The following is a 25,443-nucleotide window of genomic DNA, read 5'->3' as shown; positions in this document are numbered from 1 at the left end:
GGAGACCCATGCTGCGCGTCCTCGCGACCCACTACACGTCGGCCCTGTCCGAGCTGCGACGGCTCCTGATGGACCTGGGCCTGGTCCCCGGCGAGGAGGGCGACGGATGGGCCGTCCTTGACGCGCACAGCGGCCGCGTGCGCCTGCGCACCGCGGAGAGGGGCTCGGCCCGGGACGGCGCGACCGTGTTCGGGGTCGAGGTCCGGGACGCGGCGGAGTTCGCGCGCCGCACGGCGGACGACGGCGGTCGGGCGGCTCTTGAGGAGACGCCCGCCGGGGCGCGGGTCAGGATCACGGGACCGGACGGCTTCGAGTTCCTGGCCGAACCGACCGAACACGCGGGGCGCTACGTCGATGCCGACCCCGACCTGACCGTGCGGCTCGAATGGGTCACGCGGGACGCCGACGGCGCGGCGGCGACGCTCGCCGCAATCGGCGGCCGGCCGCGCGGGACTGCCGCGGACGAGGCGACCGGCACCCGCCAGTTCACGGCGAAGAACGGCGGTGTGCTGGCCGCGGTCCCCGCAGATGCGGACACACCGCGCTCGGGCGGCCTCACGTTCGAGTACGCGGGGAACCCCGGGGAGCTCGCGGCCCGGCTCGCGCTGGCCGGGTGGAACGCCGTCGGGCGCACCCGAGAGGGCCATATGGCGTCGAGGTATGTACCCGATGCCCCAGGAGGGGAGGGGGACGCCTCAGCGACGGCGCCCGCGGGAGGCGACGCGGCCGGCGTCGTGCGTCTGAGCGTCGCGGTACCGGACGGTAGCGAAGTCACGATCCTCATGACCGGTCGCCACACCATGGCGGCGATGCGGTAGAACAGTAGGCATGGCAGTTCGCACCCCCGACCCGTATCCCGGCTGGCTCTCCCCCGAGGACCTCTACGAGGCGCGGAACCGGCTGCCCATGCTGTACGTCGAGGCGCTGCCCGTGCGCCTCGACCCGCTCGGGTACGTCAACGAGGTGGGGCTCCTCCTCCAGGCGGACGACGAGGGCAACATGATGCGCTCCTTGGTCTCCGGCCGTGTGCTGTACAAGGAGACCATCCGGGCCGCGCTGCTGCGCCACCTCGAGAAGGACCTCGGCCCGCTCGCGCTCCCGCAGCTTCCCGTCAGCCCGGTGCCGTTCACGGTGGTCGAGTACTTCCCCTCGCCCTCGCAGACCGGGTTCACCGACGAGCGGCAGCACGCCGTCTCGCTCGCCTATGTCATCCCGGTCACGGGCGAGTGCCAGCCGCGCCAGGATGCGCTCGAGCTGACGTGGATGTCCCCGGCCGAGGTGCTCAGCGGGCCGGTGCAGATGGAGTTCGTAGGCGGGCGGGGGGAGCTCGTCCGCCAGGCGCTCGCGTTCGCCGGGATCGCGCCCTAGTCCGCGCGCCTGAACGGCGCCGTTACCAATTGTTTATAAGGTGGGGTCGGACCGAAAGCCACCACGGAGGACCCCAGATGCACGACAGCTCGGGGCCGCACGAGCGGCCCGGAACCCCTGAGTTCCACGAGATCGACGCCCACGAGCTCAAGCCCGGCCTGCGGTTGCTCCTGCCCGAGGAGCACGACGTTGCCCGCGGCAATGACAGTGCGGGCGGCGGCGATGGAACCGGCGGCACAGATCCCGGCGATGGCGGGGACCCGCGCAGCGCCGAGGTCCTCGAGGTGGACACCGTGATGGACGACTACGGGAACCCGGCCCTGTACTTCGCGGTCCTGGACAACCACATGAACCTGCGGGTGGCGCACGGGGCGCGCGTCAAGGTCAGCCGCGGCAAGGCCCCCCGACCCGCCGATCTTCTGTTCTCCGGCCGCGCCACCCCCGCCGCGGTCGGGTCCCGCGACGCCGCGGTCGGGTCCCGTGACGCCGCGGTCGGGTCCCGTGACGCCCAGGCCGCGGGCGCCCCCGAGCCCGCCGCGGTAGACCCGGTGGCCGTGGCCCCTGCCAGGCCGGCTGCTCCGCTTCGCGGGCCCTCGGAGATCACGCTGGACACGGGCGACGTCGTGATCGTTCCAGGCGCCGCTCCGGCCGGCCCGAACGGCGCGCGCCCCGACCTCGTGGCGCGCATCCCGGCTCAGGACGAGAAGCCCGAGGAGCTCATGGTGCGCATCGATGGGGAGCACCCCGGGAGGCATGCCGTCCACGACCTCACGCAGCGCCTCGCGAGGGGCATCAACCTCAAGTCGGGCGCATGTCTGAGGGACCTCCACGACCTCGCCTACGAGCTGTACGTGGGGCAGGAGGATCCGGACGCCGCGCTCAAGGTCGCGGACCTCCTCGCCGTCCTGCCGTACGACGGCAACCCCGCACGCTGGTCCTCGATCGAGTCGACCCTCGGCCTGGCCGCGCACCTCGCCCGGGAGGGCGGCGACGAGGACCGGGCCGCCGCATACGGGGAGCTCCTGCGCGCCCCGGACACCTCGGAGACGGACCCGTTCCGGGCCAAGATGGCCGAGCGCGTCCGCGAGCGGGCCCTCAACCAGCCGAACCTGTATGACAAGGAGGTCGAGCGCGCGGTCGGGGCCAAGGACCACGCCGAGGAACGCGCCTGGCGCATGCTGCGCCTCGGCAGCCTCCTGCACCTGCGCGCGCACGGCGGATCGACGGCCTTCCCCCTCGACGAGCTCGACCGCCGCATCGACGTGGAACTGGACGCCGTCCGCGGCTGACCCGTCCCGGAACGTTGAGGGGTCATGTCCCTGACCACTCAAGGCAGGGACATGACCCCTCAACGTGGAGCTACGCGACCGGGCCCGTCGGTCCCGCCGTGGCCTCGATCTGCTTGACCTTCGGGTCCGTCTCGTCCGCGCCGTAGTCGGACGACCGCGTGGCATCCACGCCCTGCGGCACCTTGAACGCCCGGAAGACGAGCGTGAGCAGCACGGCAACGATGAGGTTGAGCGAGAACGCGGACACGGCGATGTAGACGCTGAAGCTCGTCCCGGGGATCGCCGCGACCGACCCGCCGAAGTGCGCGCCCGTGGACGGGTTGACCACGTTGTACGCCGAGACGGTGCCGAAGATGATGCCCACCGCCCAGCCGATGAGCAGCGCCCACCGGTCGAACCACCGCGTGTACAGGCCCGCCACGACGGCCGGGAACGTCTGCAGGATCCAGATGCCGCCGAGGAGCTGCATGTTGATCGCCGCGGACTGGTCCATGGCGATGACGAAGATGAGTGCCCCCACCTTGACCACGAGCGAGACGATCTTGGAGATGTTCGCCTCGGTCTTGGGATCCGCGTCCGGCCGGAAGAAGTCCCGGTACACGTTGCGCGTGAACAGGTTGGCCGCGGCGATGGACATGATCGCGGCCGGCACGAGGGCGCCGATCGCGATCGCGGCCAGCGCGATGCCCGCGAACCACGAGGGGAAGTGGTCCAGGAACAGCTGCGGCACCACAAGCTGCGGGTTGACCTTCCCATCGAGGTCGATCGGCTTGGTCCCGGCCTTGATCGCCACGAAGCCCAGCAGCGCGAGGAACCCGAGCATGAGCGAGTACAGCGGCAGGATCGCGGCGTTGCGGCGGATCGTGTTGCGCGCCTTGGACGCGAGCACGCCCGTGACCGAGTGCGGGTACATGAACAGCGCCATCGCTGAGCCGAGCGCGAGCGTCCAGTACGCCGAGTAGCTGCCCTCGGTCGGGATGAAGACGCCGGACGCCTTGCCAGTGGCCGGGCTCGGGGTGGCGAGCTTGGTCTGCGCGGCCCCGAAGATCGTGTCCCAGCCGCCGAACTTGATCGGCAGGTAGATCACGGCCACGATCACTGCGAGGTAGATGAGCAGGTCCTTCACCACGGCGATCATGGCCGGCGCGCGCAGCCCCGACGTGTACGTGTAGGCGGCCAGGACCACGAACGCGATGATCAGCGGCAGGTCGGTCAAGAGCGCGTTGTCCGGGCTGCCGAGCCCCAGGACGGTCAGGACCGCCTTGATGCCCACAAGCTGCAGGGCGATGTAGGGCATGGTCGCGACGATGCCCGTCACGGCGACCGCGAGGGACAGCCATCGGCTCCCGTAGCGCCCGCCCACGAAGTCAGCGCTCGTGACGTACCCGTGACGGTGCGAGACGGACCAGAGGCGGCTCATGATGATGAAGATGATCGGGTACAGCACGATCGTGTACGGAACGGCGAAGAAGCCGCTCACCGCGCCCGTGGCCCACATGGCGGCGGGCACGGCCACGAACGTGTAGGCCGTGTAGAGGTCGCCGCCTAGCAGGAACCACGTGATCCAGGTGCCGAACCCGCGGCCGCCCAGGCCCCATTCGTCGAGGCTGTGCAGGCCGGTCTCCTCCTTGGACCTCCGCCAGCGTGCTGCCATGAACCCCATGACCGCCACGATGAGGAACAGCAGGATCACGATGACGAGCGCGACCCAGTCGATCGGACGGTTGCTCATCGCGCCTCTCCTCCCTCGCCAGAAGCGGCGCCACCGTCGGACGACGCCGTGTGCTTGCCTCCGCCGCCCGGCCCACCCGCGCCCGGGCTGCTGCCGCCGGTTCCACCGCGCGGGGCAGGGCCGCCGCCGGCAGGCCGAACACCGCGGGCGGCCGCGCGCCGTCGTCGGTCCTCTCCCGTGACCAGCCAGTAGGCGGCCCCACTCAGCGCTGCCGAGATGGGAACCCAGACGAGCTGGTACCAGTAGAAGAACGGCATGCCGCCCCAGCGCGGCCCGTCGAAGGAGTACAGCTGCGGCATGAGCGGGAGCACGATGGCCACCGCGAGCAGGACGCCCGCCACAACGTAGGGAAGGGGCTTGGCCGGGCCACGCGTGGGTGTGTCGCGGGTCGGCGCAGTGGATTCGGACAACGAGACCTCCTCTGGCCTCGTCCGGCGGTGTCACCCCGCTTAAGGGACGCCGGACGTCGTACATGTCCCCCGGGGTATTTGTACCGCAGGACGTCCCAGACGTGAAGGGGTCGTTAGCCGAAATTCGCGAGGCTCGCTTCGAGCTGGCGGAAGAGGATCGCCGGGCCGTTGGGGTTGGCGAGCTGGGTGTTGAGGAGGATCGCGATGGTCATGCCGGTCTTCGGGTTGTACATCGTCAGGGACTCGTAGCCGAGGCCCGTACCGGTGTGGCCCCACCAGCCGTCGAGGGTGCCGGCGGCGAGTCCGTACGCATCGTAGTCGGGGCTGCCCGGGTCCTCGGCCTGCGTGTCCGAGACGGCGGTCAGACGTGCCTGCTGGAGCGCCGGGGTAATGAGCGAGCCGGAGCCGAGTGCCCGCCCCCACGTGAGCAGGTCGCCGATCGAGCCGAACAGCCCGCCCGATGCCCCGTAGAGGGAGGGGCTGACCTGGGCGAGGCTCTCGAGACCGGAGGTCCCGGTCTCGTACGGCGTCGCGACTGGGCCCGACGGCGCCTGGGCGCCCGAGTACGCCACGGACGTGAGCCCGAGCGGGCCGAGGAGCCGGGACTGCACCTCTGCGTCCCACGACTGGCCCGTGACCGCCTGGATGACCTTGCCAAGGAGCACGTAGTTCGTGTTGCTGTACTCGTAGGCACTCCCCGGGGCGAAGTCGAGCTGCTGGGTGAAGGCGTAGCCGAGGAGCTGGTTGTCCGTGAAGGCGCCCGTGTAGTCGGTATCCAGCTGGTCCGAGAAGTCCGCCGTGCCGGAGAATTCGGCCACGCCTGTGCGCATCTCGAGCGCCTCGCGGACCGTGATCTGGCCGCCCATGGCCCCGCCGTCGAACTCCAGGCCCGCGACCCCGGGCACGTACTTCGCGATCGGGTCGTCGAGGCCGAGCTTCCCCTCGCCGATGAGCTGCAGGACCACCGTGCCCACGAAGCTCTTGGTGATGCTGCGGAACGCGGAGCACGTGTCTGCCGTCCACGGGGTGTCTGCGGCCGCCTGCCCGGCGGTGGCGAGGTAGCGGCTCTGCGTGGCGGCCCCATTCCCCGTCGACACGGCCACTGCGACCCCGGCCGCGCCCTGGTCGTCGAGGAACCCGTTGATGATGGCCGTGACGACTTGTGGCATCTCCTGCCACCCGGGCTGAGCGGGTACCGCCACGGACGACGGCGGCGGGCTGGCCCGGGCGGTCTGGCTCGGCGCCGCCGGGGTCGCCGCGGGCGAGGGCGCGGCGCCCACCGCGGACGGCGGCGGCGTGGGCTGCTTCTTCGCCGTGCGCAGGGCAGCGGGAGCGGCGCCGTCGGCCTCGGAAACGGACGCCACGGCGGTGATGGTTCCCCCGACCAGCAGCACCGCGAGGACCGCCGCGAGGGCGAGCCGGCGGCGTCGGACGAGCAGCGAGCGCCCGAGGGTGCCCAGACGCCAGATCCTGCGGAGCCAAACCCGCGCCATCTGCACCGCCCTCCTGGCCCCCTGCGCGGCCTGACCTGTTGCAGACACTCTAGGCGGGAAGGCTTTGCCGGCGCTGTGCGGGGGCTGGGCCAGGGGCACAGGCGCGCGCGTGTGGTGACCGGCCCCTGCCTGCCGACCCCCGCGCCGTCGTGCGACGACGGGGTGGCAGACTGGACGGGTGCCAGATTCCGTCCCCGTCGCCCGCGAAGCCGGCCCCGCGCCGTCGTCCGTTCCATCCCACCCCCGCCAGAGCGAGTTCACGTTCGACGTCGGTACTCGCCTCACGCGCCCGGACGGCACCCCCGCGCTGGGCCGCACCGGCACGATCACCACCCCGCACGGGACCATCCAGACACCGGCGTTCATCGCGGTCGGCACGAAGGCCACGGTCAAGGCGGTCCTCCCGGAGGCGATCCGGGACCTCGGCGCCCAAGCCGTCCTCGCGAACGCCTACCACCTGTACCTCCAGCCGGGGGCGGACATCCTCGACGAGGCCGGCGGGCTCGGGAGGTTCATGAACTGGACCGGGCCAACGTTCACGGACTCGGGCGGCTTCCAGGTCATGAGCCTCGGCTCGGGGTTCAAGAAGGTCATCGACATGAAGGGGCCGAACGCGCCATTCAACGCGGGCGCCGACGACGCCGTGGCACCCGGCAAGGAGCGCCTCGCCCACGTCGACGACGACGGCGTGTGGTTCAAGAGCCACCTCAACGGCGACCGCCACCGGTTCACCCCCGAGATCTCGATGCAGGTCCAGCACCAGATCGGCGCGGACATCATGTTCGCGTTCGACGAGCTCACCACCCTGTACAACTCCCGCGGCTATCAGGAGGAGGCGCTCGAGCGCACGCGCGTGTGGGCCGAGCGCTGCGTCGCGGAGCACTTCCGCCTCACCGATGAGCGTGCGGCCAAGCCGTACCAGGCCCTTTTCGGTGTCATCCAGGGTGCGCAGTACGAGGACCTGCGCCGCAAGGCCTGCCGCGACCTCGGCGCCATGCCGTTCGACGGGTTCGGGATCGGCGGGGCACTCGAGAAGGAGAACCTCGGCACGATCGTGAGCTGGTGCTCCGAGGTGCTCCCCGAGGACAAGCCGCGGCATCTCCTCGGCATCTCCGAGCCGGACGACATCTTCGTGGCCATCGAGGCCGGCGCCGACACGTTCGACTGCGTCTCCCCCACGCGCGTGGCCCGCAACTCCGCGTTCTACACCGCCGAGGGCCGCCTCAACCTCTCCGGCGCGAAGTACAAGCGCGACTGGGGCCCGCTCCAGGACGGCTGCGACTGCTACACGTGTGCCAACTACTCGCGCGCCTACCTCCGGCACCTCTACAAGGCGACCGAGATGCTCTCGCACACCCTCATCTCGATCCACAACGAGCGCTTCGTGGTCCGCATGGTCGACGACGCGCGCCACGCCATCGAGGACGGCACCTTCCACGACTTCAAGGCCGACACGCTGGGCCGCTACTACGGCTGAACCGGCCCCTTTGCCTCTGAAGGTCACATCCTGAAAGTCACCTCCTGCGGGTCATCCACAGGACGTGACCCTCAGTGTGAGTATGTGTGGTGTGGGCGGCTGGATGGTGGTTTCATCCTGTCATCCGCTGGGCGTTTGGCTCTGGATGTGACTGCCGCCGCCGGGGCCCGGGTTGCCGTGGCCCTGCCTGCGCGGCTGGCCTGCTGTGGGTTCTGCCGATGCCCTGCTGGAAGGGGAAGGGATGGCCCGGCGTGGCTTGATAGGAGCTTGGACTCGCCTCGACTGAGGTCTGCCCGCCGGGCTGTCCCCGCCCCGCCCCCCGCATTGCCGATGGGAATGGGAAGGACGGTTACTGACCATGCTGATCGTTCTGGGCGCTGACGTCCACAAGAAGACGCATACGTTCGCCGCGGCCGACGCCAACGGCACCCGCCTGGACGGGCTCACGGCCCCTGCCACGCGGGCCGGGATCGCCGAGGCCCTGGACTGGGCCCTGCACAGGTGGGCCGGCGCGGAGCGGGTCTGGGCGGTCGAGGACTGCCGCACCTACACCCGGTCTCTGGAGTCCTCCCTCGCGGCCGCGGACGAGCGGATCGTGCGGGTCCCCTCGGCGCTGACCGCCCGGGAACGGGGCAGCGCCCGCACCCGTGGGAAGTCCGATGCGATCGACGCCCTCGCGGTGGCCCGGGCCTTCCTGCGCGAGGACGGACTGCCCGGCCCCTCCAACGACGCCCTCGCGCGGGACCTGCGCCTGCTCAGCGACCGGCGGGACAACATCGTCGCCGAGCGCACCCGGTGCGAGAACCAGCTCCGCGACCTGATCCTCGTCCTGGACCCGGAGAGGGAGCCCGCCCTGCGCACCCTGGGCCGGGCCGGCGTCCGCAGGGACCTCAGGGCTTGGCTGGAGGGGCTCGACGGGATCGCCGCCCGCTTCGCCCGCGAGCTCCTGGCCGAGGTCGGCACGCGCACCGCCGCCGCGGACGCCCTCCACAAGGAGATCGCCGCACTGGTCAAGGACACCGCCCTGCGGCAGGTCCCCGGCTGCGGGGACATCTCCGCCGCGCGCCTGATCGCCCAGGCCGACGGGATCGGACGGTTCCGCAGCCCGGCCGCGTTCGCGATGTTCAACGGCACCGCGCCGATCCCCGCCTCCTCCGGCCGCACGACGGGCAGGGTCCGCCTCAACCACGCCGGGGACCGCCGGGCCAACGCAGCGATCCACCGCATCTCGATCACCCAGATCCGCCTCGACGGGCCCGGCCGCGACTACTACCTTGCCTGCCTGGCACGCGGCAAGACCAGACGCGAGGCCCTGCGCTGCCTCAAACGCCGCGTCAGCGACACCGTCTACCGCGCCCTGAACGCAGACACCCACGCGCCTCACGCCACCACAGCCACCACCACGCCAGTGCCGCAAGCGGCCTGACCAGCCCCCGACCCCCGGGCCCGTTCCCGGATACGACGCTGCCCGGCCGCGCCCGCAGCCGCGCTCAAGGCTGGCCGCAGGCCACCCCGAAGGGGGCCGAAGGGCCTTGACCCGGCAAGGACCGGCCCACAATCACACCCCCGGGAACGGGCCCCCTTGACATAGGAGCAACCTCAGGAGGTGACTCCCAGACGTGCGAGGCGCTCGCCTCAGTGGTGGTGCCGCGCAGCCATCCGCACGGCCACGCCGGTGCCCACGAGGAACGCGACCACCGAGACCAGCACGACGACGAGCGGCGGGCTCCACGATCCGGCCGCGGAGTGGATCCACCCCAGGAGCGTGGGGGCCGCGGCGGCGACCGCGTAGCCGGCGCCCTGCACGATCGCGGACATCCGGCCGGCGGAGGCCTGATCGCGCGCGATCACGTTGATCTCGGTGAAGATGAGCGTGATCCCGCCGCCCTGCGCCGCGCCGCCGAGCGAGGACCACACGGGCCACAGCTCCGGCGCGACGAGGAGCCCCACGGGCACCGAGAGCCACAGGATGCCGAGGACCACGACAGCCGTCATGGTCCCGGCGTAGCGGGCGAGGAGGGGCGTGCCGAGGGCTCCGAGGATCGCGATGATCTGGAACAGGGACGCCCCCGCGCCCGCGGCGGACGGCGAGAAGCCCAGCTCGTCGCTCAGGATGCTCGGAAGCCAGGCCGTCACGCCGTAGTAGGAGAACGCCTGGCCGCCGAATCCGGCCAGGAGGGCAATGGTGACGGCGGTGAGGCTGCGGCGCTGCGCCGGGGCGCCGGCGTCGTGCGTCCGCGGCGAGGGCGGCACCGGTTCCGGGCGGAGCGCGCGCATTCCCGTGGCGGCGGCCCAGAACGCGATCGCGACCGCCGCGAACACCGCGCTGCCGGCGAGCGCGACGCGCCAGCCTGTCACCTCGGCGAGGGGCGCCGTCGCGACGGACGTGACGAACGAGCCGACGTTGAGCGCGGCCGTGTACACGCCCATCGCCATGCCCTGGCGCTCCTTGGTGAAGTCACGGCGGATGATCAGCGGCACGGCGATGTTGCCGATCGTGATCGCGACGCCCAGCAGCACCGTGCCGAGCATCACCACCGCGGTCCCGTCCACCGAGCGGATCACGACGCCGGCCAGCACGCCGAGCAGCGTGAGCGTCACGGCCATCTCCGCGCCGAGCCGCCGCGCTGTCAGGGATGCGAGGGGCGAGGCCAGCGCGAAGCACAGCACCGGGATCCCGGTGAGCAGGCCCAGCTCACCGGGGGTGAGGCCGAGCTCGGCGGCGAGCGGCTTCGCGACGGGCGCCACGGCCACGAATGGACCCCGCATGTTGACGGCGATGAGCACGATCGCCGCCAGAATCAGCCAGGCGGCGGGGCGGGCGCGGGCGGTCGGGGCGGCGTCTCTCATGCCCTCGTTCGTATCATGCGGCGACGGCCGCGTCCGTCTCCTCGGTCCCGTAGGTCGGCTCGGCGCGCTTGATGGCGCGGATCACGAGGGACGTCACGGGGACGAGGACGTACTCGACGCCGGTCTTGTACACGAATCCCACGATCACGTAGTTCAGGAACGAGCCGAAGTCCGTGATGCCGATGACGGGGGACGCGATCGCGCAGAAGATCAGGGTGTCCACGAACTCGCCCACGCCGGAGGAGCCCATGAGGCGGGCCCACAGGGTCTTCTCCCCCGAGCGCGCCTTCATGCGGACCATGATCCAGGAGTTGATGGTCTGCCCGGCCAGGAACGCGAGGAGCGAGCCGAGCACGATGAGCGGCACGGGGCCGAGGGCCTCCTCGATGGCAGCCTGCTTGGCCACGCCGTAGTCGTCGCTGAATCCGGGCAGGATGATGATCACCCAGTAGCAGGCGGAGGCGAACACCGAGAGCGCGAACGTCGTGAAGATCGCGCGGCGCGCGGCCTTGAAGCCGTACACCTCGCTCACCACGTCGCCGAGCACGTAGGCGAGCGGGAAGAGGAAGAATCCGCCATCCGTGATGATGGGCCCGAACTGGACGCCCTTCGAGGCGCCGATGTTGCTCAGGATCACCACCACGGCCATGGCGGCGAGAAGGACCCCGTAGACGGGGCTGCCGATGGACGCGTAGCGCGCGCGGGAAATCACGGCAAGCATTCTCCCACGGGATTCCCCGTGGCGGGTCGACGCGGCAGAAACCACATGACAGGCCCTGGACGGCATGGCAGGCCGTGCCGCGGCCTGTTATGCCGCCGCGGGCCTGCCATGCGCACGCCGCCCACAGGCCATGAGGGCCCGCGCCCCCCTGCGGTCGCGGGCCCTCGTGGCGGGCAATCGCCGAGGTCAGCCGAGCCGGGAAGGCTCGCGGCCGTCGTCGTCCGCGGAATCCGCCGTGCCCTTCGCGGAGCCGGCACCCACCGGCATCGCGACGGGCAGCTCGCCGTATGCGGCGCCGAACTCGTGGTCGAGCGGGGTGTGCTTCTTGTTCGGCAGGAAGAAGATGTACACGACCAGGGAGATGACGATGGTGATCGTCACGTACGTGAACAGCCACTCCTTGTGCCCTGCACTCGAGAGCCACTCGCCGATGAACGGCACGGTGCCCCCGAAGAGCGAGTTCGCCACGGCGTAGCCGAGGCCGACGCCGAGCGCACGCACCGAGGACGGGAAGAGCTCGGCCTTCACGAGGGCGCTGATGGAAGTGTAGTTCACCACGATCACGAGGCCCGCGAGCATGAGCCAGAAGGCGACCATCGGGTCCTTCACCCCGGCGAGCGTGGACATGATCGGCCACGTGAAGACCGCGCCGAGGACACCGAAGATGATGAGCTGCGGCTTGCGGCCGAGCTTGTCGGACAGGAGCCCGAACACGGGCTGCAGGAGCATGAAGACGAACAGCGCCCAGAAGTTGATCACCGAGGTCTGCGTCTTCGGGATGTGCGAAACGTTGTTCATGAAGCTGAGGATGTACGTGGTGTACAGGTAGAACGCGCAGGTCCCGCCCATGGTGAGGAACACGACGATGACGAACGGCTTCCAGTGCTTGGTGAAGAGGAGCTTGAGGGTGCCCGGCTGGACCGCCTCGAACTCGCCGCCATCGCCGGCGGCAGCGGCGCCGTGGCCCTTCGCGGCGGCGACCTGCTCCTTGGAGATCGTCTCGTCCATCGTGCGGCGCAGCCACAGGACGATGAGTGCGGCCGCGGCGCCGACCGCGAACGGGATACGCCAGCCCCACGCCTTGAGGTCCGCCTCGCCGAGCGTCGCCTGGAGGATGATGAGCGAGAGGAGCGCGAGCACCTGCCCGCCAACGAGCGTCACGTACTGGAAGCTCGAGAAGAAGCCGCGGCGCTTGGCCGTGGCGACCTCGGACATGTACGTGGCCGAGGTGCCATACTCGCCGCCCACCGAGAAGCCCTGGAGGAGGCGGGAGGCGTACATGAGGACGGTGGACCAGACGCCGATCTGCGCGACGCCGGGCAGCACCGCGACGAGCAGCGAGCCGACGCCCATGAGGCTCACGCTCAGGGTGAGCGCGGCGCGGCGGCCGTGGCGGTCTGCGTAGCGGCCGAAGAACCAGGAGCCCACAGGGCGCATGAGGAACGTGAGCGCGAACGTCAGGTACGCGTCGATCTGCGCCTGGACCGGGTCCTTGGTACTGAAGAAGTAGGTTGCGAAGTACGCCGAGAAGGCCGCGTAGACGTAGAGGTCGTACCACTCGATGAGGTTGCCCGCGGAGCCCTTGAGGGTGTTCGCGATGGCGCGCCGCGTCGCTGCGGCGCCGCCAGGCGAGGTGGTTTGGGTGATGGTCATGGCCTCGACGGTAGGGGTGACTCCGAACACAGCCCAAGCGGGACGGGTGATTCCTAACACTTTCTTAGGTCTTGGCCCTCACGCGGTAATCTCGGCGATGGAGAGCGGCGGTGGACACCGGGAGGAGGCTGCGATGCGGGTGCTCATCGTCGAGGACGACGACGCGATGGCCTCCGCGCTCATCGCCGCCGTGGGCTCGGCCGGGCACCACGCGACCCGCGTGAACCGGGGCGCAGACGCGCTCCTGAAGCACCGCGAGCACGACGCGATCCTCCTCGACCTCGGGCTGCCGGACATGGACGGTCTCGAGGTGCTCCGCAAGCTCCGGCAGGTCAGCCTCGCCCCGATCCTCATCCTCACCGCGCGCGACGACGAGCGCAGCGTGGTCCTCGGCCTGCGGTCCGGCGCGGACGACTACCTCGTCAAGCCCGTCAAGCTCGTCGAACTGCTGGCCCGCATCGAGGCCGTCGCGCGGCGGGCCATCCGTGCCGGCGGCACCGAGCCCCATCGGCTCCGCGTCGGGGAGGTGAGCATCGACCTCGACAGGCGCGTGGCCGCCGTCGGCGATCGGGAGCTCAACCTCACCGCGACGGAGTATGGGCTCCTCGCACTCCTCGCGGGCCACGCCGGCTCGGTCGTGACGCGCGAGCAGATCCTCGACACCCTGTGGGGAGACGCGTTCGTCGCGAGCTCGCGGTCCCTCGACGTCCACCTCACGGGTCTGCGCTCCAAGCTCGGGCTGCCCGGATTCATCATCAACGTCCGCGGCGTCGGGTACCGGGTCGAAGGCGGGGCGTCAGGAGGCGGGAGGGCAGGAGGCGGGGCGCTCGGAACGGGCTCCGGGCCGTGAGGCTCCGGGTCCTGGGCATCCTGAGCCTGTTCGCCCTGCTCGTCGTCGTGGCGGTGTCCGCCTCGATCCTCGCGTCCGTGAGCCGTGAGCTCACCCAGGAGCTGCAGATCAACCGCGTCGCGGCGCTCAACCGATTCGCGCAGGTGGCCGACGACGCGACGTCCAGCGGCGACACCGTCCCGCTCCAACGCGAGATGGACCGGTACTCGGCCCTGTACGGCGAGGGTGTCGTGGTGCGCACCCCGCAGGCAACCCTGACGTCGGGCGGCCTCAGCCCAGACCAGCCGGACGTGCGCGATGCCCTCTCCCGCGCGCGGCTCAGCCTCAACGACACCGCCCTCGACGCCGTCACGCTGTTCGGCCCGCCCTCCGAGGTGATCGCCCGTTCGTTCGGCACGGCCAGCCAGGTCCTCGGCGAGGCGGCGCTCGACGTCGATCTGGGCGCCGCCCAGCAGAAGCTCCGCGAGCGCTGGCTGCTCGTGGTCCTCGGGGCCGCCGCGGTCGCCACCCTGCTCGTGGTGGGTGCCGAGCGGGTCACACGCTGGGTGCTGCGCCCCGTCCACCGGCTCACGGCGGCGGTGGCCGACTTCGAGGAGTCTGGCCGCGCCACACGGCTGCGCGAGGAGGGGCCGCCCGAGATGCAGCAGCTCTCCCGCGCGTTCTCGACCATGGCCGAGCACGTCTCCGCGAGCATGGACGCCCAGCGGCGGCTGATCGCGGATGCTTCCCACCAGCTCCGCAACCCGATCGGCGCGCTACGCCTGCGCACCGACCTCCTCGCGCTGGCCCTCGACACGCCTGGCCAGAAGGACGCGGCGGCGGGCATGACGCGGGAGCTCGAGCATGTCGAGGAGATCCTCGACAGACTGCTGCGTCTGGCCTCCGCCGAGCACCGTGTGCAGGAGGGCTCGGTCACCGGGGGCGCCGAGGCGGACCTCGGCGAGCGCGCGGGGGTCCTCGACGCGTGGACCGTCCTCGCCGATGCCGCCGCCCGCGTCGCCCCCGCGGCGGAGCTCGCCGGGGCACGCATCGAGCTTGCCGATCCCCCGGCGCTGCCCGTGCGGCTCCGAGGAAACCGGTCGGACCTGACGGACATCGTCGGCGAGCTGCTCGAGAACGCGATCAAGTACGGCGCGCCGGAGGGCGGCACCGCGCACGTCAGGGCTGGCGTCTCGCGGCGTGGCGGGACCGTGGTCATCGAGGTCGCCGACGACGGCCCCGGCCTCACCGCCGAGGAGCGCGCCGCCTCGACCACCCGCTTCTGGCGCTCTCCGCGCAGCGCGGGCACGCGGGGCACGGGCCTTGGCCTGCCCATCGTCGAGCAGCTTGCCGACGCCAACGGGGGCCGGCTCGTCCTCGCCGCCGGGGAGCCGCGGGGCCTGGTCGCGCGCGTCGAGTTCCCCGCGGCACCCGATCCTTCAACGCACGACGCCGGCCTCCCGGACGGCGGCGCGGACGGCACCACCGGCGGGGAGGGACACCGTGGCTGAGCAGGTCGGGCTCACCCGCCGTGGGCTCCTGCGTGCTGGACTCGCGGCCGGTGTGTCGAGCCTCGTCCTCACCGCGGCCGCCTGCGCCCCAGCTCCGGCGATCGACTCCCTGACGGTGGCCGGGGGCGAGCCGGGCGGCTTCTACCTCGAGTTCGCGACCCTCCTCGCGCAATCCTTCGAACGGCACGGGGTGGCCCGGCATGCGTCTGCCATCGAGACCGGCGGCAGTATGGACAACCTGGACAGGATCGCGGCGCGAGCCGCGACAGTTGGCATCTCCCTCGCGGACGCCGCCGCAGACCGCAGCGCCGGCCCGGCGCCGTCGTCCGCCGCGGGATCGAGGCTCGTGGCGCTCGGGAGGGTGTACGAGAACTATGTCCACTGCCTCGTGCGGAAGGACAGCGGGCTCGCCGGTGTCGCGGACCTCGCCGGCCGCGCCGTCGGCGTCGGCGCGGCCGGCGCGGGGACCAGCCTCACGGCGCACCGCCTGCTCGAGGCCGCCGGGGTCACGGTCCGCGAGGAGTCGCTCGGCCTCAATCAGGGGCTCGCGGCGCTGCGCGGCCACAGCATCGATGCGCTGTTCTGGTCCGGCGGGGTGCCGACGGCGGCGGTCGCCGCGACCGCCAAGGACGTGGGCCTGAGCCTCATCGACCTCTCGCCGCTCATCGGCCCGACACGTGCCCGGTTCGGGGAGTACTACGAGCGCGTGCTCGTCCCCGCGGGGGCCTATGAGGGCATCCCGTCAACGTGGACGGTCGGCGCCGCGAACCTCCTGCTGTGCCGCGAGGACCTCCCCGACGCCGCTGCCCGGGCCACCGTCGAGCTGCTGCTCATGCGTGCGAGCGAGCTCGTGCCGAGCACGAGCCTCGGTGTCCAGTTCCTGAGCCCCGAAACCCTCATCAACACTGCGGGCGTCCCCCTCCACCCCGCGGCCGAGGCGGCCTACCGCGCCTTCCACGGCTGACCGCCCCGCCCCTCTGAAGGTCACCTCCTGCGGGTCACCTCCTGCGCAGCCTGGTGGGCCACCAGATGCGGTCGCCGAGGTCGTAGCACAGGGCCGGGACGAGCAGCGAGCGCACCAGGACGGTATCCAGCAGCACGCCGAACGCGACGATGAAGCTGATCTGCGCGAGGAACAGCACCGGCAGGACACCCAAGGCCGCGAACGTTGCGGCGAGCACCACGCCGGCCGAGGTGATGACCCCTCCCGTGGACCGCAGGCCCCGGAGGATGCCCTCGCGTGTGCCGTGCGTGAGCGACTCCTCCCGGACCCGGCTCATGAGGAAGATGTTGTAGTCGATCCCCAGTGCCACGAGGAAGACGAACCCGAACAGTGGAACGGAGGCGTCCGCGCCGGGGAACTGAAGAACGCTGTTGAACACGAGGGCGGCGACCCCGAGCGACGCGGCGAACGAGACCACGACCGTGCCCACGAGGAGCAGCGGCGCGACGACCGAGCGCAGCAGCAGCATGAGGATCACGAGGATCACGCCGAGGACCACCGGGATGATGAGGTTGCGGTCGTGGATCGTGGTCGCGTTGGTGTCGAGGGCGACAGCGGTCGGCCCGCCCACGAGGACTGCGTTGCGCCCCTCGGCGTCACGCCACCCCTGGGCCGCGATATCGGAGCGCATCGTCGTGATCGTCTGCTCGGCCTCGTTCGACTCGGGAGCGTTCGCGAGCGTCACCTCGAGCATGACCTCGCCGTCGACGGCGGCCCCGGACTGCCGCACGGAACTCACCCCGGGCTCGCCCCTGAGCAGGCTCGTGACGTCGGGGGCGTTGGCCTCCGGTGCGATCACGACGGCGGGCTGGCCGGCTCCCGCGGGGAAATGCGCGGCGAGGGCGGCCTGGCCGTCGCGGGCGTCGGAGTGGCCCACCACGAAGTCGCTGGTCGGGACGCCGTCCGCCTTGAGGCCCACGACGCCCGCGCCCATGGCGAGGAGAATCACGAGCGACGCGGCCCAGACCGTGCGGGGGCGGGTGGAGATCAGGCGGGACGCCCGGCCCCAGATCCCGCCGCCGCGCTGGTTGGGCGATGTCGACACCCCGACCTTCCGCGGCCAGTAGGCGACCTTCCCGGCCCAGTACATGAGCGCGGGCAGGAGCGTGAGCGAGACGACGTAGGCGAAGGCGATGCCGATCGCGGCGACCGGCCCGAGCGCCTTGTTGGAGTTGAGGTCCGAGAGCAGGAGGCACAGGAGCGCGGCGACCACGGTGCCGGCGGAGGCGCTGATCGGCTCGAACGCCCCGCGCAGGGCGGCCCACGTCGCGTCCCATCTGGATTCGCTCACGGCGAGCTCCTCGCGGTAGCGGGACACGTACAGGAGCGAGTAGTCGGTCGCGGCACCGATCACGAGGATCATGAGGATGCCCTGCGTCTGCCCGGACAGGAGCAGGATGCCCGCCTTGGCGAGGGCGACGACGACCGCCATCGCCCCGGTCAGTGCCACGAGCGAGGAGCCGAGCACGATGAGCGGCAGCAGAGGCGACCGGTACACGATCACGAGGATGAGGAGCACGACGGCGAGCGCCACCACGAGCAGGAGCCCGTCGAGCCCGCTGAACGCGCCGGCGATGTCCGCCGAGAGGCCCGCCGGGCCGGTCACGTTGGCCCGGATGCCGTCGATCCTGTGGTCCGCGAGGTCGGCCCGGAGGCTCTTGACGGTGTCGGAGAGCTTGATGCCCGCATCCGGGTTGTTCTTCTGGAGCGGGAGGAACACGGTGACGGCCTTGCCGTCCTCGGAGGGGACGAGGCGCGGGGCGCCGCCGGGGATCTCGTTCACGGCAACGCCGTGCTCGCGGGCGAGGTCCTTGGCGAGGGCCGTGAGGTCCTGCGCCTCCGCCGGGGTGATGGCGCTGTCCTTGGAGAAGACGACGGTCGCGGGGACGGTGGTCCCGTCGCGGAACAGGTCTTGGAGGTGCTGGACCTGGGTCGCCTCGGCGCTTGCGGGGAGGTGCTCGGACGCGTCGTTGACGGCGACTCTGTTGACCTCACCGAATGCGCGTCCGCCCATGCCGAACACGGCGAGCCAGACGAGGATGAGGACGGCGGGGAGGAGGATGCGGAGCCAGCGGGGCGCGCGGGCAGGCGCCTTGGCTCGGCTGCCAGGTGGAGTGGTGCGGGGTGCTGTTGTGGTCACAGTTCAACGCTAGGAAGCGGCGCGCACGCATCCATCAACCGATAGGTTGATCCTGGTCTCCCCTCCAGGAATCGGCCACCGCGCGGGGGCTGCTCCGGGCACGCAGCGTCCCCCGTGCGCGGGGGTTTCGGCGTATGGTGATGGTGCGAGCTGAATCACATCGGCTGCACGGGAATCCGTCGTCTGAGGAGGACATCATGGGCCTTTTCAAGAAGCACGAGGGCCGCTCGGCCCAGGAGCACGGGGCCGAGGACGCCACGGCGGAGCATCTCGAGGGACAGCCGCCCGAGGGCGAGCACGCCGGGAAGAAGTCACCTCGCAAGCCGAAGCGCGAGGTGCACGCATTCAACCAGGTGCCACCGTGGGAGATGAACGAGGAGCTCGCTGACCGCATCGCGATGCGGGCGTACGGCGACGAGGACAAGGACGGCAAGCCGGACATCCCGGCCCGCCCCTTCCCGGGTTTCTGACCGGGCCCCGGGATGGCACCCGGTACCCGGACCTCGCCCCGATGCTGACTCAGGCGCCTGAGTGCGCCTCGAGGAAGGAGTAGACCTCGGTCTCGTCCACGCCCGGGAACGCTCCGGGCGGCATGGCCGCCAAGAGGTGCGAGTGTGCGCGGGCGGACGGCCATGCGTTGCCGGCCCAGTGGTCGCTCAGCTCCGCCGGTGGCCGGCGGCAGCAGTCCGGATCGGGGCAGCGCGAAGTGGCGCGCGCCGTCGTCTCGCGCCCGCGGAACCACTTCACGTGGTGGTACGGGACGCCGATGCTCAGGGAGAACTCGCCGCTGGCGCTGCGCTCGGTGCGCGCGGTGCACCAGAAAGTCCCGGTGACGGTGTCCGTGTACTGGCTGTACGGGCTGAACTTGTCCGGCACGTCGAAGACCGCCCGGCTCGTCCAGGCCTTGCACGAGGGCTGGCCCTCGATGGCGCCCGTGTGGTCCATGGGGAAGTTCACGCCGTCGTTCTCGTAGGCCTTGTAGATGATGCCGGACTGGTGCGTCTTCTGGAAGTGGGTCGTCAGGCCAAGATGCTGGGTCGCAAGGTTCGTGAACCGGTGCGCGGCGGTCTCGTAGCTGACGGAGAACGTGTCGCGCAGGTCCTCGACAGAGATCTCCTTGGCGCCCTTCGCGCGGGAGAGGAACTCCACCGTCGCATGCTCGGGCAGCAGGAGCGCCGCGGCGAAGTAGTTCGTCGCGACCCGCTGGGCGAGGAAATCACCGTAGGACTTGGGGGTCTCGTGGCCCAGCACGTAGTGGCCGAGCGCCTGGAGCAGTACCGAGCGGGGGTCGTGGTCCGAGCGCGCGTTCTGCGTGAGGTAAATCCGGCGGTTCTTCAAGTCGGTCACGCTGCGCGTGGAATGGGGCAGATCGCCCACGTGGTGGAGGGTGAATCCGAGATGCGTGGCGATGTCCGAGATGGTGTGCTGGCTCAGCGGCCCTGACGTGTACCCGACCTGCTTGAGGACCTTCTGCGCCTCGGCCTCGTACTCCGGGAAGTAGTTCCCCCGCTCGCGCATCATCTTGCGCAGTTCCCCGTTGGCGCGCCGGGCCTCCTCGGGGGTGGCGATCTGCTCGTTCATCTTCCGCTCGAGCTCGTGGAGGAGCCCCAGCTGGGACTCGAGGACATCGAGCGGGAGCCGCGAGGACACGCGGATCTTCGGCAGGTTCAGACTCTCGTAGAGGGGGCTGCGCTGGTACCGCTCGAGCTCGATCTCGAGCGCCGCGCGGCGGCTCGGCGGCTCGGCCCCGAGGAGGGAGTCGACCCCGACGCCGAGCGCTTCCGCGAGCTGCTGGAGCAGCCCCAGCTTGGGCTCGCGCTTGCCATTCTCGATGAGGCTCAGCTGGCTCGCGGCCGCCCCGACGGCGGTCCCGAGTTCGTCGAGCGTGAGCCCCGCGGCCTTGCGCAGGTGCCGAACCCGCCGGCCCAGGCTGATGACGTCGACACTGTTCCCCTTCGCCGGGGCGGCGGTGGTGACGGGGGCAGAGGGGCGGGCCCAGGAGGCTTGACGAGGCATTTCTTGAGGATACGTGAAGATCTGCCTTTCTTTCCAGCACTTTTCCCTGAATTCGGGGTTGCAGACATGGAAAAGTTGTTCTCACGAAGAAGCCACACCGAGTCGAAGGAGACCCGACATGACCGCACAGCCCGAGCCCCAGAACCTGTCCCTCGAGCAGCAGGCCGAGGCCCTCACGCTCGAGTGGTCCGCCGATTCCCGCTGGGACGGCATCACCCGCGACTACACCGCCGAGGATGTCGTCAAGCTCCGCGGCCGCGTCCCGGAGGAGCACACGCTGGCGCGCCGCGGTGCCGAGAAGCTGTGGAAGGCTGTGACCGAGGGCCGCGCGGACGGCAAGGGCTACATCAACGCCCTCGGCGCCCTCACCGGCAACCAGGCCGTGCAGCAGGTCAAGGCCGGCCTCAAGGCCATCTACCTCTCCGGCTGGCAGGTCGCCGCGGACGCCAACCTCTCCGGCAACACCTACCCGGACCAGTCGCTCTATCCCGCGAACTCGGTTCCCGCCGTCGTGCGCCGCATCAACAACGCGCTGCAGCGCGCGGACCAGATCGAGTTCTCCGAGGGCAAGCAGACGGTCGAGGACTGGCTGGTCCCGATCGTGGCGGACGCCGAGGCCGGGTTCGGCGGCCCGCTCAACGCCTACGAGCTCATGAAGTCCATGATCCAGGCCGGCGCTGCCGGCGTTCACTGGGAGGACCAGCTCGCGTCGGAGAAGAAGTGCGGCCACCTCGGCGGGAAGGTCCTCATCCCGACCCAGCAGCACATCCGCACCCTCAACGCCGCCCGCCTCGCCGCGGACGTCTCCGGCGTCCCCAGCGTCATCATCGCCCGCACGGACGCCGAGGCCGCGACGCTCATCACCACCGACGTGGACGAGCGCGACCAGGAATTCATCCTCCGCGAAGGGGGACAGCCGGTGCGCACGGCGGAGGGCTTCTACCGGGTCAAGAACGGCGTCGAGCCGTGCATCGCCCGCGCCAAGGCCTACGCCCCGTACTCCGACCTCATCTGGATGGAGACGGGCACCCCGGACCTCGAGCTCGCCAAGAAGTTCGCGGAGTCCGTCAAGGCGGAGTTCCCGGACCAGATGCTCGCGTACAACTGCTCCCCGTCGTTCAACTGGAAGAAGCACCTCGACAACGACACGATCGCCAAGTTCCAGCGCGAGCTGGGCGCGATGGGCTTCAAGTTCCAGTTCATCACCCTCGCGGGCTTCCACGCTCTCAACTACTCGATGTTCGACCTCGCCCACGGCTACGCCCGCAACGGCATGAGCGCGTACGTCGACCTCCAGGAGCGCGAGTTCGCCTCCGAAGACCGCGGCTACACCGCAACCAAGCACCAGCGAGAAGTGGGCACCGGCTACTTCGATCTGGTCTCCACGGCGCTGAACCCGAACGCCAGCACCCTCGCCCTCGTGGGATCCACCGAAGAGGGCCAGTTCCACTAACAGCCGTGTAGGCACAGGCCGGCGACGGGGGGTGGGCCAGTCAGGCCCCTCGGCCCACCCGCCGTCGCCCACCATCAGGAGACCTCCCATGAACAGCTTCAGCACCGACACCACGATCAACGGCGTGACCATCACCGCGCAGCCCATCGCCCGGCAGCGCGAGATCCTCACCCCGGACGCCCTCGAGTTCGTCGCCCGCCTGCACCGCGCCACCGCGGAGCGGCGCCAGGAGCTCCTTGAGGCGCGCCACGCCCGCCGCGCGGAGATCGCCCGTGGCCACGACCCGCGCTTCCCCCGGGACACCGAGGAGATCCGGAACGACGCCGCCTGGCGCGTCGCGCCGCCGGCCCCTGGGCTGACGGACCGCCGCGTCGAGATCACCGGACCCGTGGACCGGAAGTCGACCGTTCATGCGCTGAACTCGGGGGCCAACGTGTGGCTCGCCGACATGGAAGACTCCCTCACGCCGTCGTGGCGCAACCTCATCCAAGGCCAGATCAACCTGTTCGACGCGCTGCGCGACAGGATCGACTTCGTCTCACCGGAGGGCCGCGAGTACCGTCTCCGCCCGTTCGCCGAGCGGCCGACGACGGTTCTCCGCCCCCGCGCGCTGCACCTGCCCGAAAAGAACATGCTCGTGGACGGCAGGCCCGTGTCCGGTGCGGTCATGGACTTCGGCCTGTACTTCTTCCACAACGCGGCCCGGCTCATCGCGCTCGGCCACGGCCCGTACTTCTACCTGCCCAAGATCGAGAACCGGTTCGAGGCGCGGCTGTGGAATGACATGTTCGTGCTCGCCCAGGACCTGCTCGGCATCCCGCAGGGGACCATCCGGGCCACGGTGCTGATCGAGACCATCACGGCGGCGTTCGAGATGGAGGAGATCCTCTACGAGCTGCGCGACCACGCGGCCGGCCTCAACGCTGGCCGCTGGGACTACATCTTCTCCTTCATCAAGAACTTCCGGACCCGCGGCCCGCGGTTCGTGCTCCCGGACCGCGAGCAGGTGACGATGACGCAGCCGTTCATGCGGGCGTACACCGAGCAGCTCGTGCGGGCGTGCCACCGCCGCGGCGCGATGGCGATCGCGGCGCCGGCCGCGTTCGTGCCGAGCCGCCGGGACCCGGCGGCCAACGCGGAGGCGCTCCTGAAGACCCGTGCTGACAAGCTGCGTGAGGCGGAGGAAGGGTTCGACGGCGCGTGGGTGGCCCACCCGGAGTTCGTCTCCGTGGTGCGCGACGCGTTTGACTCCGTGCTCGGCGAGCGGCCCAACCAGATCGACCGCCTGCGCGAGGACGTCACCCCGGACGACCGGGCGCTCATCGACCTGGGCACGTGCCACGGCACGATCACCGAGGAGGGCATCCGCAACAACATCGAGGTGGGCATCCGCTACATCGAGACGTGGCTGCGGGGCAACGGTGCCGTGGCGATCCACGGACTCATGGAGGACGCCGCGACTGCGGAGATCTCCCGCTCGCAGATCTGGCAGTGGATCTACGCCCGCGCCATCACCGACCAGGGCGAGATCGTGACGCGCGAGTGGGTCGAGGAGCTGCTGGACGAGGAGTTCCACAAGCTCGAGCGCTTCGACGGCGACCGCTTCCGCGACGCCCGCGAGCTGTTCGGCGAGGTGGCCCTCGGCACCGACTTCCCGACATTCCTCACGATGCCAGCCTACGCACGGTACCTGTGCGAGACCGCTGGCAAGGAGGACGAGTACGAGGCCGGCCTGCCGGAACGCCAGTTCGCCCTCGCCGGCTGATCCGGCCATAGCTTCCCGGACCCTGCACGCTTCAATCGCAACAGGCACCCCGAAAGACGGGGGCAGGGGCACCGGGGAACCCGTTGAGGGGCCGCCCTGCGTAGTGGTGCTGCGCAGGGGACGGCCCCTCAACTCATGCCCGCCGCAACTCATGCCCCGGCAGCGGCGTCTGCCGTTAGGTGTGTTGCTGAAGCTGGCGTTGAGCCATGCGAGTGATGCGGCGAGGGTGATCGCGGCGAAGTCGTTCCGGGCTGTCTTGTCGGTGCGCATGGCGATTCCTCGCCAGGCCTTGAGTCGGTTGAAGCAGCGTTCGACGACGTTCCGGCCCTTGTGGGTCTGAGCGTCGAAGGCGCGGGGCCGCCCGCCACGGGAGCCCTTCGGGCGGCGGGCCGGTTCGGCGCGTCGGCGGTGAAGCGCCGCTCGACCAGGTCCGCCGGCCCGTCGGTCTCCGCAGCCGGGCGCGTGGTGCGCGGGCCCTTGGCCCGGCTGATCCCGCGCAGGCCCTCCTCGCGCATGAGCCGCTCCACGGTGGAGCGGGCGACCGGCACGTCCTGACGGCGGAGGGCGGCGTGGACCTTGCGGATCTGCCCGGTCAGCTCCGCGTCCCGGACCGCCCTGGCCGACGGCTCACGGGTGCGATGGGTGCAGTACGTGCTCGGGGCGACCTGCAGGACCCTGCAGATCGGATCGACCCCGTGCTCCCCGCGGTGCTCCTCGATGAAGGCGCACATCACCTCGACGGGCGGTCGATCTCCGCCGCGAAGACAGCCGAGGCCTGCTTCAGGATCGTGTTCGCCCGCCGCAGCTCCCGGTTCTCCCGCTCGAGCTCGGCTGGTCCCCGATCCGCTTGAACGCCCCCGCCCTGGCCGCCGGGTCCTGCCGGGCCTCCATCGCCAGACGCGTCGCCCGCTCCTTCAGCTCCTGCGGTACGTCCTCGGTGCACTCATGAGAACAATCCTTCCGGGTCATCGATGTCTCCATCAAACCCGGTACGGTTCAGACCGGGTCCAGTGGGCGGTTCTGCCACTCGGCCATCCCGTCCAGGACCTTTGTCGGTGATCGTGGAGATCGTCGTCTTGGACACCTCGGAGCCGTAGAGGTGGCCACGGCCACCGGCTCGAACGTGCCCGCCCGGTCACGGGGCACGTCGATCTGCAGTGGGCCGGCCTTGGTCAGGACCGTCTTGGACCGTGTCCCGTTCCAGCTGTTCCCGCCCGGCTCCTCGGCCCGCTCGTGGTTCTCATAGCCCAGGTGCGCGGTCAGCTCGCCCTCCAGGGCGGACTCGACCACGAGCTTCGTCAGCTGGGCCACCAGCCCGCCCTCGCCGTCGATCGCCAGACCCTGCCGCTGCGCCTCACCGACCAGCTGCGCGATCAGCGCTCAGGCCCGCACGTGCGAACGGGTCCGGCCACCGTAGACCCGATATCCACCGTCGAAGCTCGGAGCGACAGGGGCGAGCGAGTCCCCCCGGGAAGCCCCGTCGCGATCCCCTGCGCGCGGAGGGGTATCTGTTTGGCGGGCCCGCTCGGCAGCCTCCTGGTGCTGGTGGTCCTCTCCATGACCGTCTCCATCCTCGACGGCCCGCCGGGCCCCCACTTGCTCACTGGCCATGGCCGCAGGTGCGTCAGGAGGCTTAGAATGGTGGAGGCGATCGGCAGTCCTGCCCTTGGCTTTCGCTTTCTGATAGCGCCTCCGCGGGCGCCAGCAGCCGATCGAACGGTTTCCCATCACCG

The 25,443-nt window shown here is 70.7% G+C and carries 21 protein-coding genes, 1 pseudogene and 1 other annotated feature; of the genes and pseudogenes, 12 read left to right on the top strand and 10 right to left on the bottom strand.

Annotation, left to right across the window (positions count from 1 at the left end; all coding sequences use genetic code 11):
• The first annotated feature begins 8 nt into the window (after positions 1-8).
• The 3 genes from SCMU_RS03080 to SCMU_RS03070 all read left to right on the top strand — a co-directional run bounded on the left by SCMU_RS03080 (position 9) and on the right by SCMU_RS03070 (position 2,657).
• Positions 9-818, top strand: coding sequence for a hypothetical protein (locus SCMU_RS03080; RefSeq protein WP_229231543.1), 810 nt, complete (start codon positions 9-11; stop codon positions 816-818).
• Between the two features lie 10 nt (positions 819-828).
• Positions 829-1,368 (top strand): NUDIX hydrolase family protein, encoded by a 540-nt coding sequence (locus SCMU_RS03075; protein ID WP_189692468.1) that lies wholly within the window; start codon positions 829-831, stop codon positions 1,366-1,368.
• Between the two features lie 77 nt (positions 1,369-1,445).
• On the top strand, positions 1,446-2,657 hold the full coding sequence (locus SCMU_RS03070; protein WP_229231542.1) for a DUF6707 family protein: 1,212 nt from the start codon (positions 1,446-1,448) through the stop codon (positions 2,655-2,657).
• A gap of 70 nt (positions 2,658-2,727) precedes the next feature.
• On the opposite strand, the gene mctP is transcribed toward SCMU_RS03070, so the two are convergent.
• The 3 genes from mctP to SCMU_RS03055 form a co-directional block, all read right to left on the bottom strand.
• Positions 2,728-4,389: a monocarboxylate uptake permease MctP gene (gene mctP / locus SCMU_RS03065; protein WP_229231541.1), complete on the bottom strand. Its 1,662-nt coding sequence runs from the start codon at positions 4,387-4,389 to the stop codon at positions 2,728-2,730.
• Complete coding sequence (locus SCMU_RS03060) at positions 4,386-4,799, bottom strand: DUF3311 domain-containing protein (RefSeq protein WP_229231539.1); 414 nt, start codon at positions 4,797-4,799, stop codon at positions 4,386-4,388. Before SCMU_RS03060 ends, mctP begins: the two co-directional genes overlap by 4 nt.
• A gap of 113 nt (positions 4,800-4,912) precedes the next feature.
• Positions 4,913-6,292 carry a serine hydrolase domain-containing protein gene (locus tag SCMU_RS03055; protein ID WP_229231538.1) on the bottom strand — a complete coding sequence of 460 codons (1,380 nt, stop codon included), beginning with the start codon at positions 6,290-6,292 and terminating at the stop codon, positions 4,913-4,915.
• Positions 6,293-6,470: 178 nt separating this feature from the next.
• Between SCMU_RS03055 and tgt the strand changes: the two genes are divergently transcribed.
• Positions 6,471-7,769, top strand: coding sequence for a tRNA guanosine(34) transglycosylase Tgt (tgt, locus tag SCMU_RS03050; protein WP_371829627.1), 1,299 nt, complete (start codon positions 6,471-6,473; stop codon positions 7,767-7,769).
• Between the two features lie 358 nt (positions 7,770-8,127).
• Positions 8,128-9,195 carry an IS110 family RNA-guided transposase gene (locus tag SCMU_RS03045; RefSeq protein ID WP_229231536.1) on the top strand — a complete coding sequence of 356 codons (1,068 nt, stop codon included), beginning with the start codon at positions 8,128-8,130 and terminating at the stop codon, positions 9,193-9,195.
• 209 nt (positions 9,196-9,404) lie between these two features.
• On the opposite strand, the gene SCMU_RS03040 is transcribed toward SCMU_RS03045, so the two are convergent.
• The 3 genes from SCMU_RS03040 to SCMU_RS03030 all read right to left on the bottom strand — a co-directional run bounded on the left by SCMU_RS03040 (position 9,405) and on the right by SCMU_RS03030 (position 12,993).
• A complete protein-coding gene (locus SCMU_RS03040) occupies positions 9,405-10,619 on the bottom strand; it encodes an MFS transporter (RefSeq protein WP_229231535.1) in 1,215 nt (404 codons plus the stop codon).
• Between the two features lie 13 nt (positions 10,620-10,632).
• A complete protein-coding gene (locus tag SCMU_RS03035) occupies positions 10,633-11,340 on the bottom strand; it encodes a queuosine precursor transporter (protein ID WP_371829626.1) in 708 nt (235 codons plus the stop codon).
• A gap of 186 nt (positions 11,341-11,526) precedes the next feature.
• Entirely contained in the window at positions 11,527-12,993 is a 1,467-nt protein-coding gene (locus SCMU_RS03030) for an MFS transporter (protein WP_229231533.1), read from the bottom strand.
• Between the two features lie 133 nt (positions 12,994-13,126).
• Between SCMU_RS03030 and SCMU_RS03025 the strand changes: the two genes are divergently transcribed.
• From SCMU_RS03025 to SCMU_RS03015, 3 genes are read left to right on the top strand one after another with little or no spacing between them, the layout of a single operon-like run.
• Positions 13,127-13,843 carry a response regulator transcription factor gene (locus tag SCMU_RS03025; RefSeq protein ID WP_229231532.1) on the top strand — a complete coding sequence of 239 codons (717 nt, stop codon included), beginning with the start codon at positions 13,127-13,129 and terminating at the stop codon, positions 13,841-13,843.
• Positions 13,840-15,333 carry a sensor histidine kinase gene (locus tag SCMU_RS03020; RefSeq protein ID WP_229231531.1) on the top strand — a complete coding sequence of 498 codons (1,494 nt, stop codon included), beginning with the start codon at positions 13,840-13,842 and terminating at the stop codon, positions 15,331-15,333. The genes SCMU_RS03025 and SCMU_RS03020 overlap by 4 nt, the downstream gene beginning before the upstream one ends.
• Positions 15,326-16,297, top strand: coding sequence for a TAXI family TRAP transporter solute-binding subunit (locus tag SCMU_RS03015; protein WP_229231530.1), 972 nt, complete (start codon positions 15,326-15,328; stop codon positions 16,295-16,297). The genes SCMU_RS03020 and SCMU_RS03015 overlap by 8 nt, the downstream gene beginning before the upstream one ends.
• Positions 16,298-16,331: 34 nt before the next feature.
• Here SCMU_RS03015 and SCMU_RS03010 read toward each other — a convergent pair whose 3' ends face one another.
• On the bottom strand, positions 16,332-18,476 hold the full coding sequence (locus SCMU_RS03010; RefSeq protein WP_443020204.1) for an MMPL family transporter: 2,145 nt from the start codon (positions 18,474-18,476) through the stop codon (positions 16,332-16,334).
• Positions 18,477-18,673: 197 nt separating this feature from the next.
• Between SCMU_RS03010 and SCMU_RS03005 the strand changes: the two genes are divergently transcribed.
• The gene (locus tag SCMU_RS03005) at positions 18,674-18,946 is read left to right on the top strand and encodes a hypothetical protein (RefSeq protein WP_229231529.1); all 273 of its coding nucleotides are present in this window, start codon (positions 18,674-18,676) and stop codon (positions 18,944-18,946) included.
• Between the two features lie 49 nt (positions 18,947-18,995).
• Here SCMU_RS03005 and SCMU_RS03000 read toward each other — a convergent pair whose 3' ends face one another.
• Positions 18,996-20,492, bottom strand: coding sequence for a helix-turn-helix transcriptional regulator (locus SCMU_RS03000; protein ID WP_229231528.1), 1,497 nt, complete (start codon positions 20,490-20,492; stop codon positions 18,996-18,998).
• 118 nt (positions 20,493-20,610) lie between these two features.
• Between SCMU_RS03000 and aceA the strand changes: the two genes are divergently transcribed.
• Complete coding sequence (aceA, locus tag SCMU_RS02995; protein ID WP_229231527.1) at positions 20,611-21,945, top strand: isocitrate lyase; 1,335 nt, start codon at positions 20,611-20,613, stop codon at positions 21,943-21,945.
• Positions 21,946-22,033: 88 nt separating this feature from the next.
• Positions 22,034-23,710 carry a malate synthase A gene (gene aceB, locus SCMU_RS02990; RefSeq protein WP_229231526.1) on the top strand — a complete coding sequence of 559 codons (1,677 nt, stop codon included), beginning with the start codon at positions 22,034-22,036 and terminating at the stop codon, positions 23,708-23,710.
• Positions 23,711-23,859: 149 nt separating this feature from the next.
• Here aceB and SCMU_RS20925 read toward each other — a convergent pair whose 3' ends face one another.
• Positions 23,860-24,258, bottom strand: a complete 399-nt coding sequence (locus SCMU_RS20925; protein ID WP_371829647.1) for a hypothetical protein — start codon at positions 24,256-24,258, stop codon at positions 23,860-23,862.
• Between the two features lie 21 nt (positions 24,259-24,279).
• Between SCMU_RS20925 and SCMU_RS20920 the strand changes: the two genes are divergently transcribed.
• A complete protein-coding gene (locus SCMU_RS20920; RefSeq protein WP_371829684.1) occupies positions 24,280-24,561 on the top strand; it encodes a hypothetical protein in 282 nt (93 codons plus the stop codon).
• Positions 24,367-24,480 (bottom strand) — a sequence feature (AL1L pseudoknot). It overlaps the preceding gene by 114 nt.
• Positions 24,562-24,709: 148 nt before the next feature.
• Here the strand turns inward: SCMU_RS20920 and SCMU_RS02975 are convergent.
• Positions 24,710-25,078: pseudogene (locus SCMU_RS02975) on the bottom strand (transposase); the annotation flags it as partial.
• Positions 25,079-25,443: the final 365 nt, after the last annotated feature.

Source organism: Sinomonas cyclohexanicum, from assembly GCF_020886775.1.
In the GTDB taxonomy this organism is placed as follows: domain Bacteria; phylum Actinomycetota; class Actinomycetes; order Actinomycetales; family Micrococcaceae; genus Sinomonas; species Sinomonas cyclohexanicum.
Note: the sequence above shows the minus strand (reverse complement) of the source record. Positions and strands in the feature narration are given on the sequence as shown.

Excerpts from the sequence above, each read along its gene's own strand:
- SCMU_RS03080 (WP_229231543.1), top strand. The coding sequence starts at position 9 with ATGCTGCGCGTCCTCGCGACCCACTACACGTCGGCCCTGTCCGAGCTG.
- SCMU_RS03075 (WP_189692468.1), top strand. The coding sequence starts at position 829 with ATGGCAGTTCGCACCCCCGACCCGTATCCCGGCTGGCTCTCCCCCGAG.
- SCMU_RS03070 (WP_229231542.1), top strand. The coding sequence starts at position 1,446 with ATGCACGACAGCTCGGGGCCGCACGAGCGGCCCGGAACCCCTGAGTTC.
- mctP (WP_229231541.1), bottom strand. The coding sequence starts at position 4,389 with ATGAGCAACCGTCCGATCGACTGGGTCGCGCTCGTCATCGTGATCCTG.
- SCMU_RS03055 (WP_229231538.1), bottom strand. The coding sequence starts at position 6,292 with ATGGCGCGGGTTTGGCTCCGCAGGATCTGGCGTCTGGGCACCCTCGGG.
- SCMU_RS03045 (WP_229231536.1), top strand. The coding sequence starts at position 8,128 with ATGCTGATCGTTCTGGGCGCTGACGTCCACAAGAAGACGCATACGTTC.
- SCMU_RS03040 (WP_229231535.1), bottom strand. The coding sequence starts at position 10,619 with ATGAGAGACGCCGCCCCGACCGCCCGCGCCCGCCCCGCCGCCTGGCTG.
- SCMU_RS03035 (WP_371829626.1), bottom strand. The coding sequence starts at position 11,340 with ATGCTTGCCGTGATTTCCCGCGCGCGCTACGCGTCCATCGGCAGCCCC.
- SCMU_RS03030 (WP_229231533.1), bottom strand. The coding sequence starts at position 12,993 with ATGACCATCACCCAAACCACCTCGCCTGGCGGCGCCGCAGCGACGCGG.
- SCMU_RS03025 (WP_229231532.1), top strand. The coding sequence starts at position 13,127 with ATGCGGGTGCTCATCGTCGAGGACGACGACGCGATGGCCTCCGCGCTC.
- SCMU_RS03005 (WP_229231529.1), top strand. The coding sequence starts at position 18,674 with ATGGGCCTTTTCAAGAAGCACGAGGGCCGCTCGGCCCAGGAGCACGGG.
- SCMU_RS03000 (WP_229231528.1), bottom strand. The coding sequence starts at position 20,492 with ATGCCTCGTCAAGCCTCCTGGGCCCGCCCCTCTGCCCCCGTCACCACC.
- aceA (WP_229231527.1), top strand. The coding sequence starts at position 20,611 with ATGACCGCACAGCCCGAGCCCCAGAACCTGTCCCTCGAGCAGCAGGCC.
- aceB (WP_229231526.1), top strand. The coding sequence starts at position 22,034 with ATGAACAGCTTCAGCACCGACACCACGATCAACGGCGTGACCATCACC.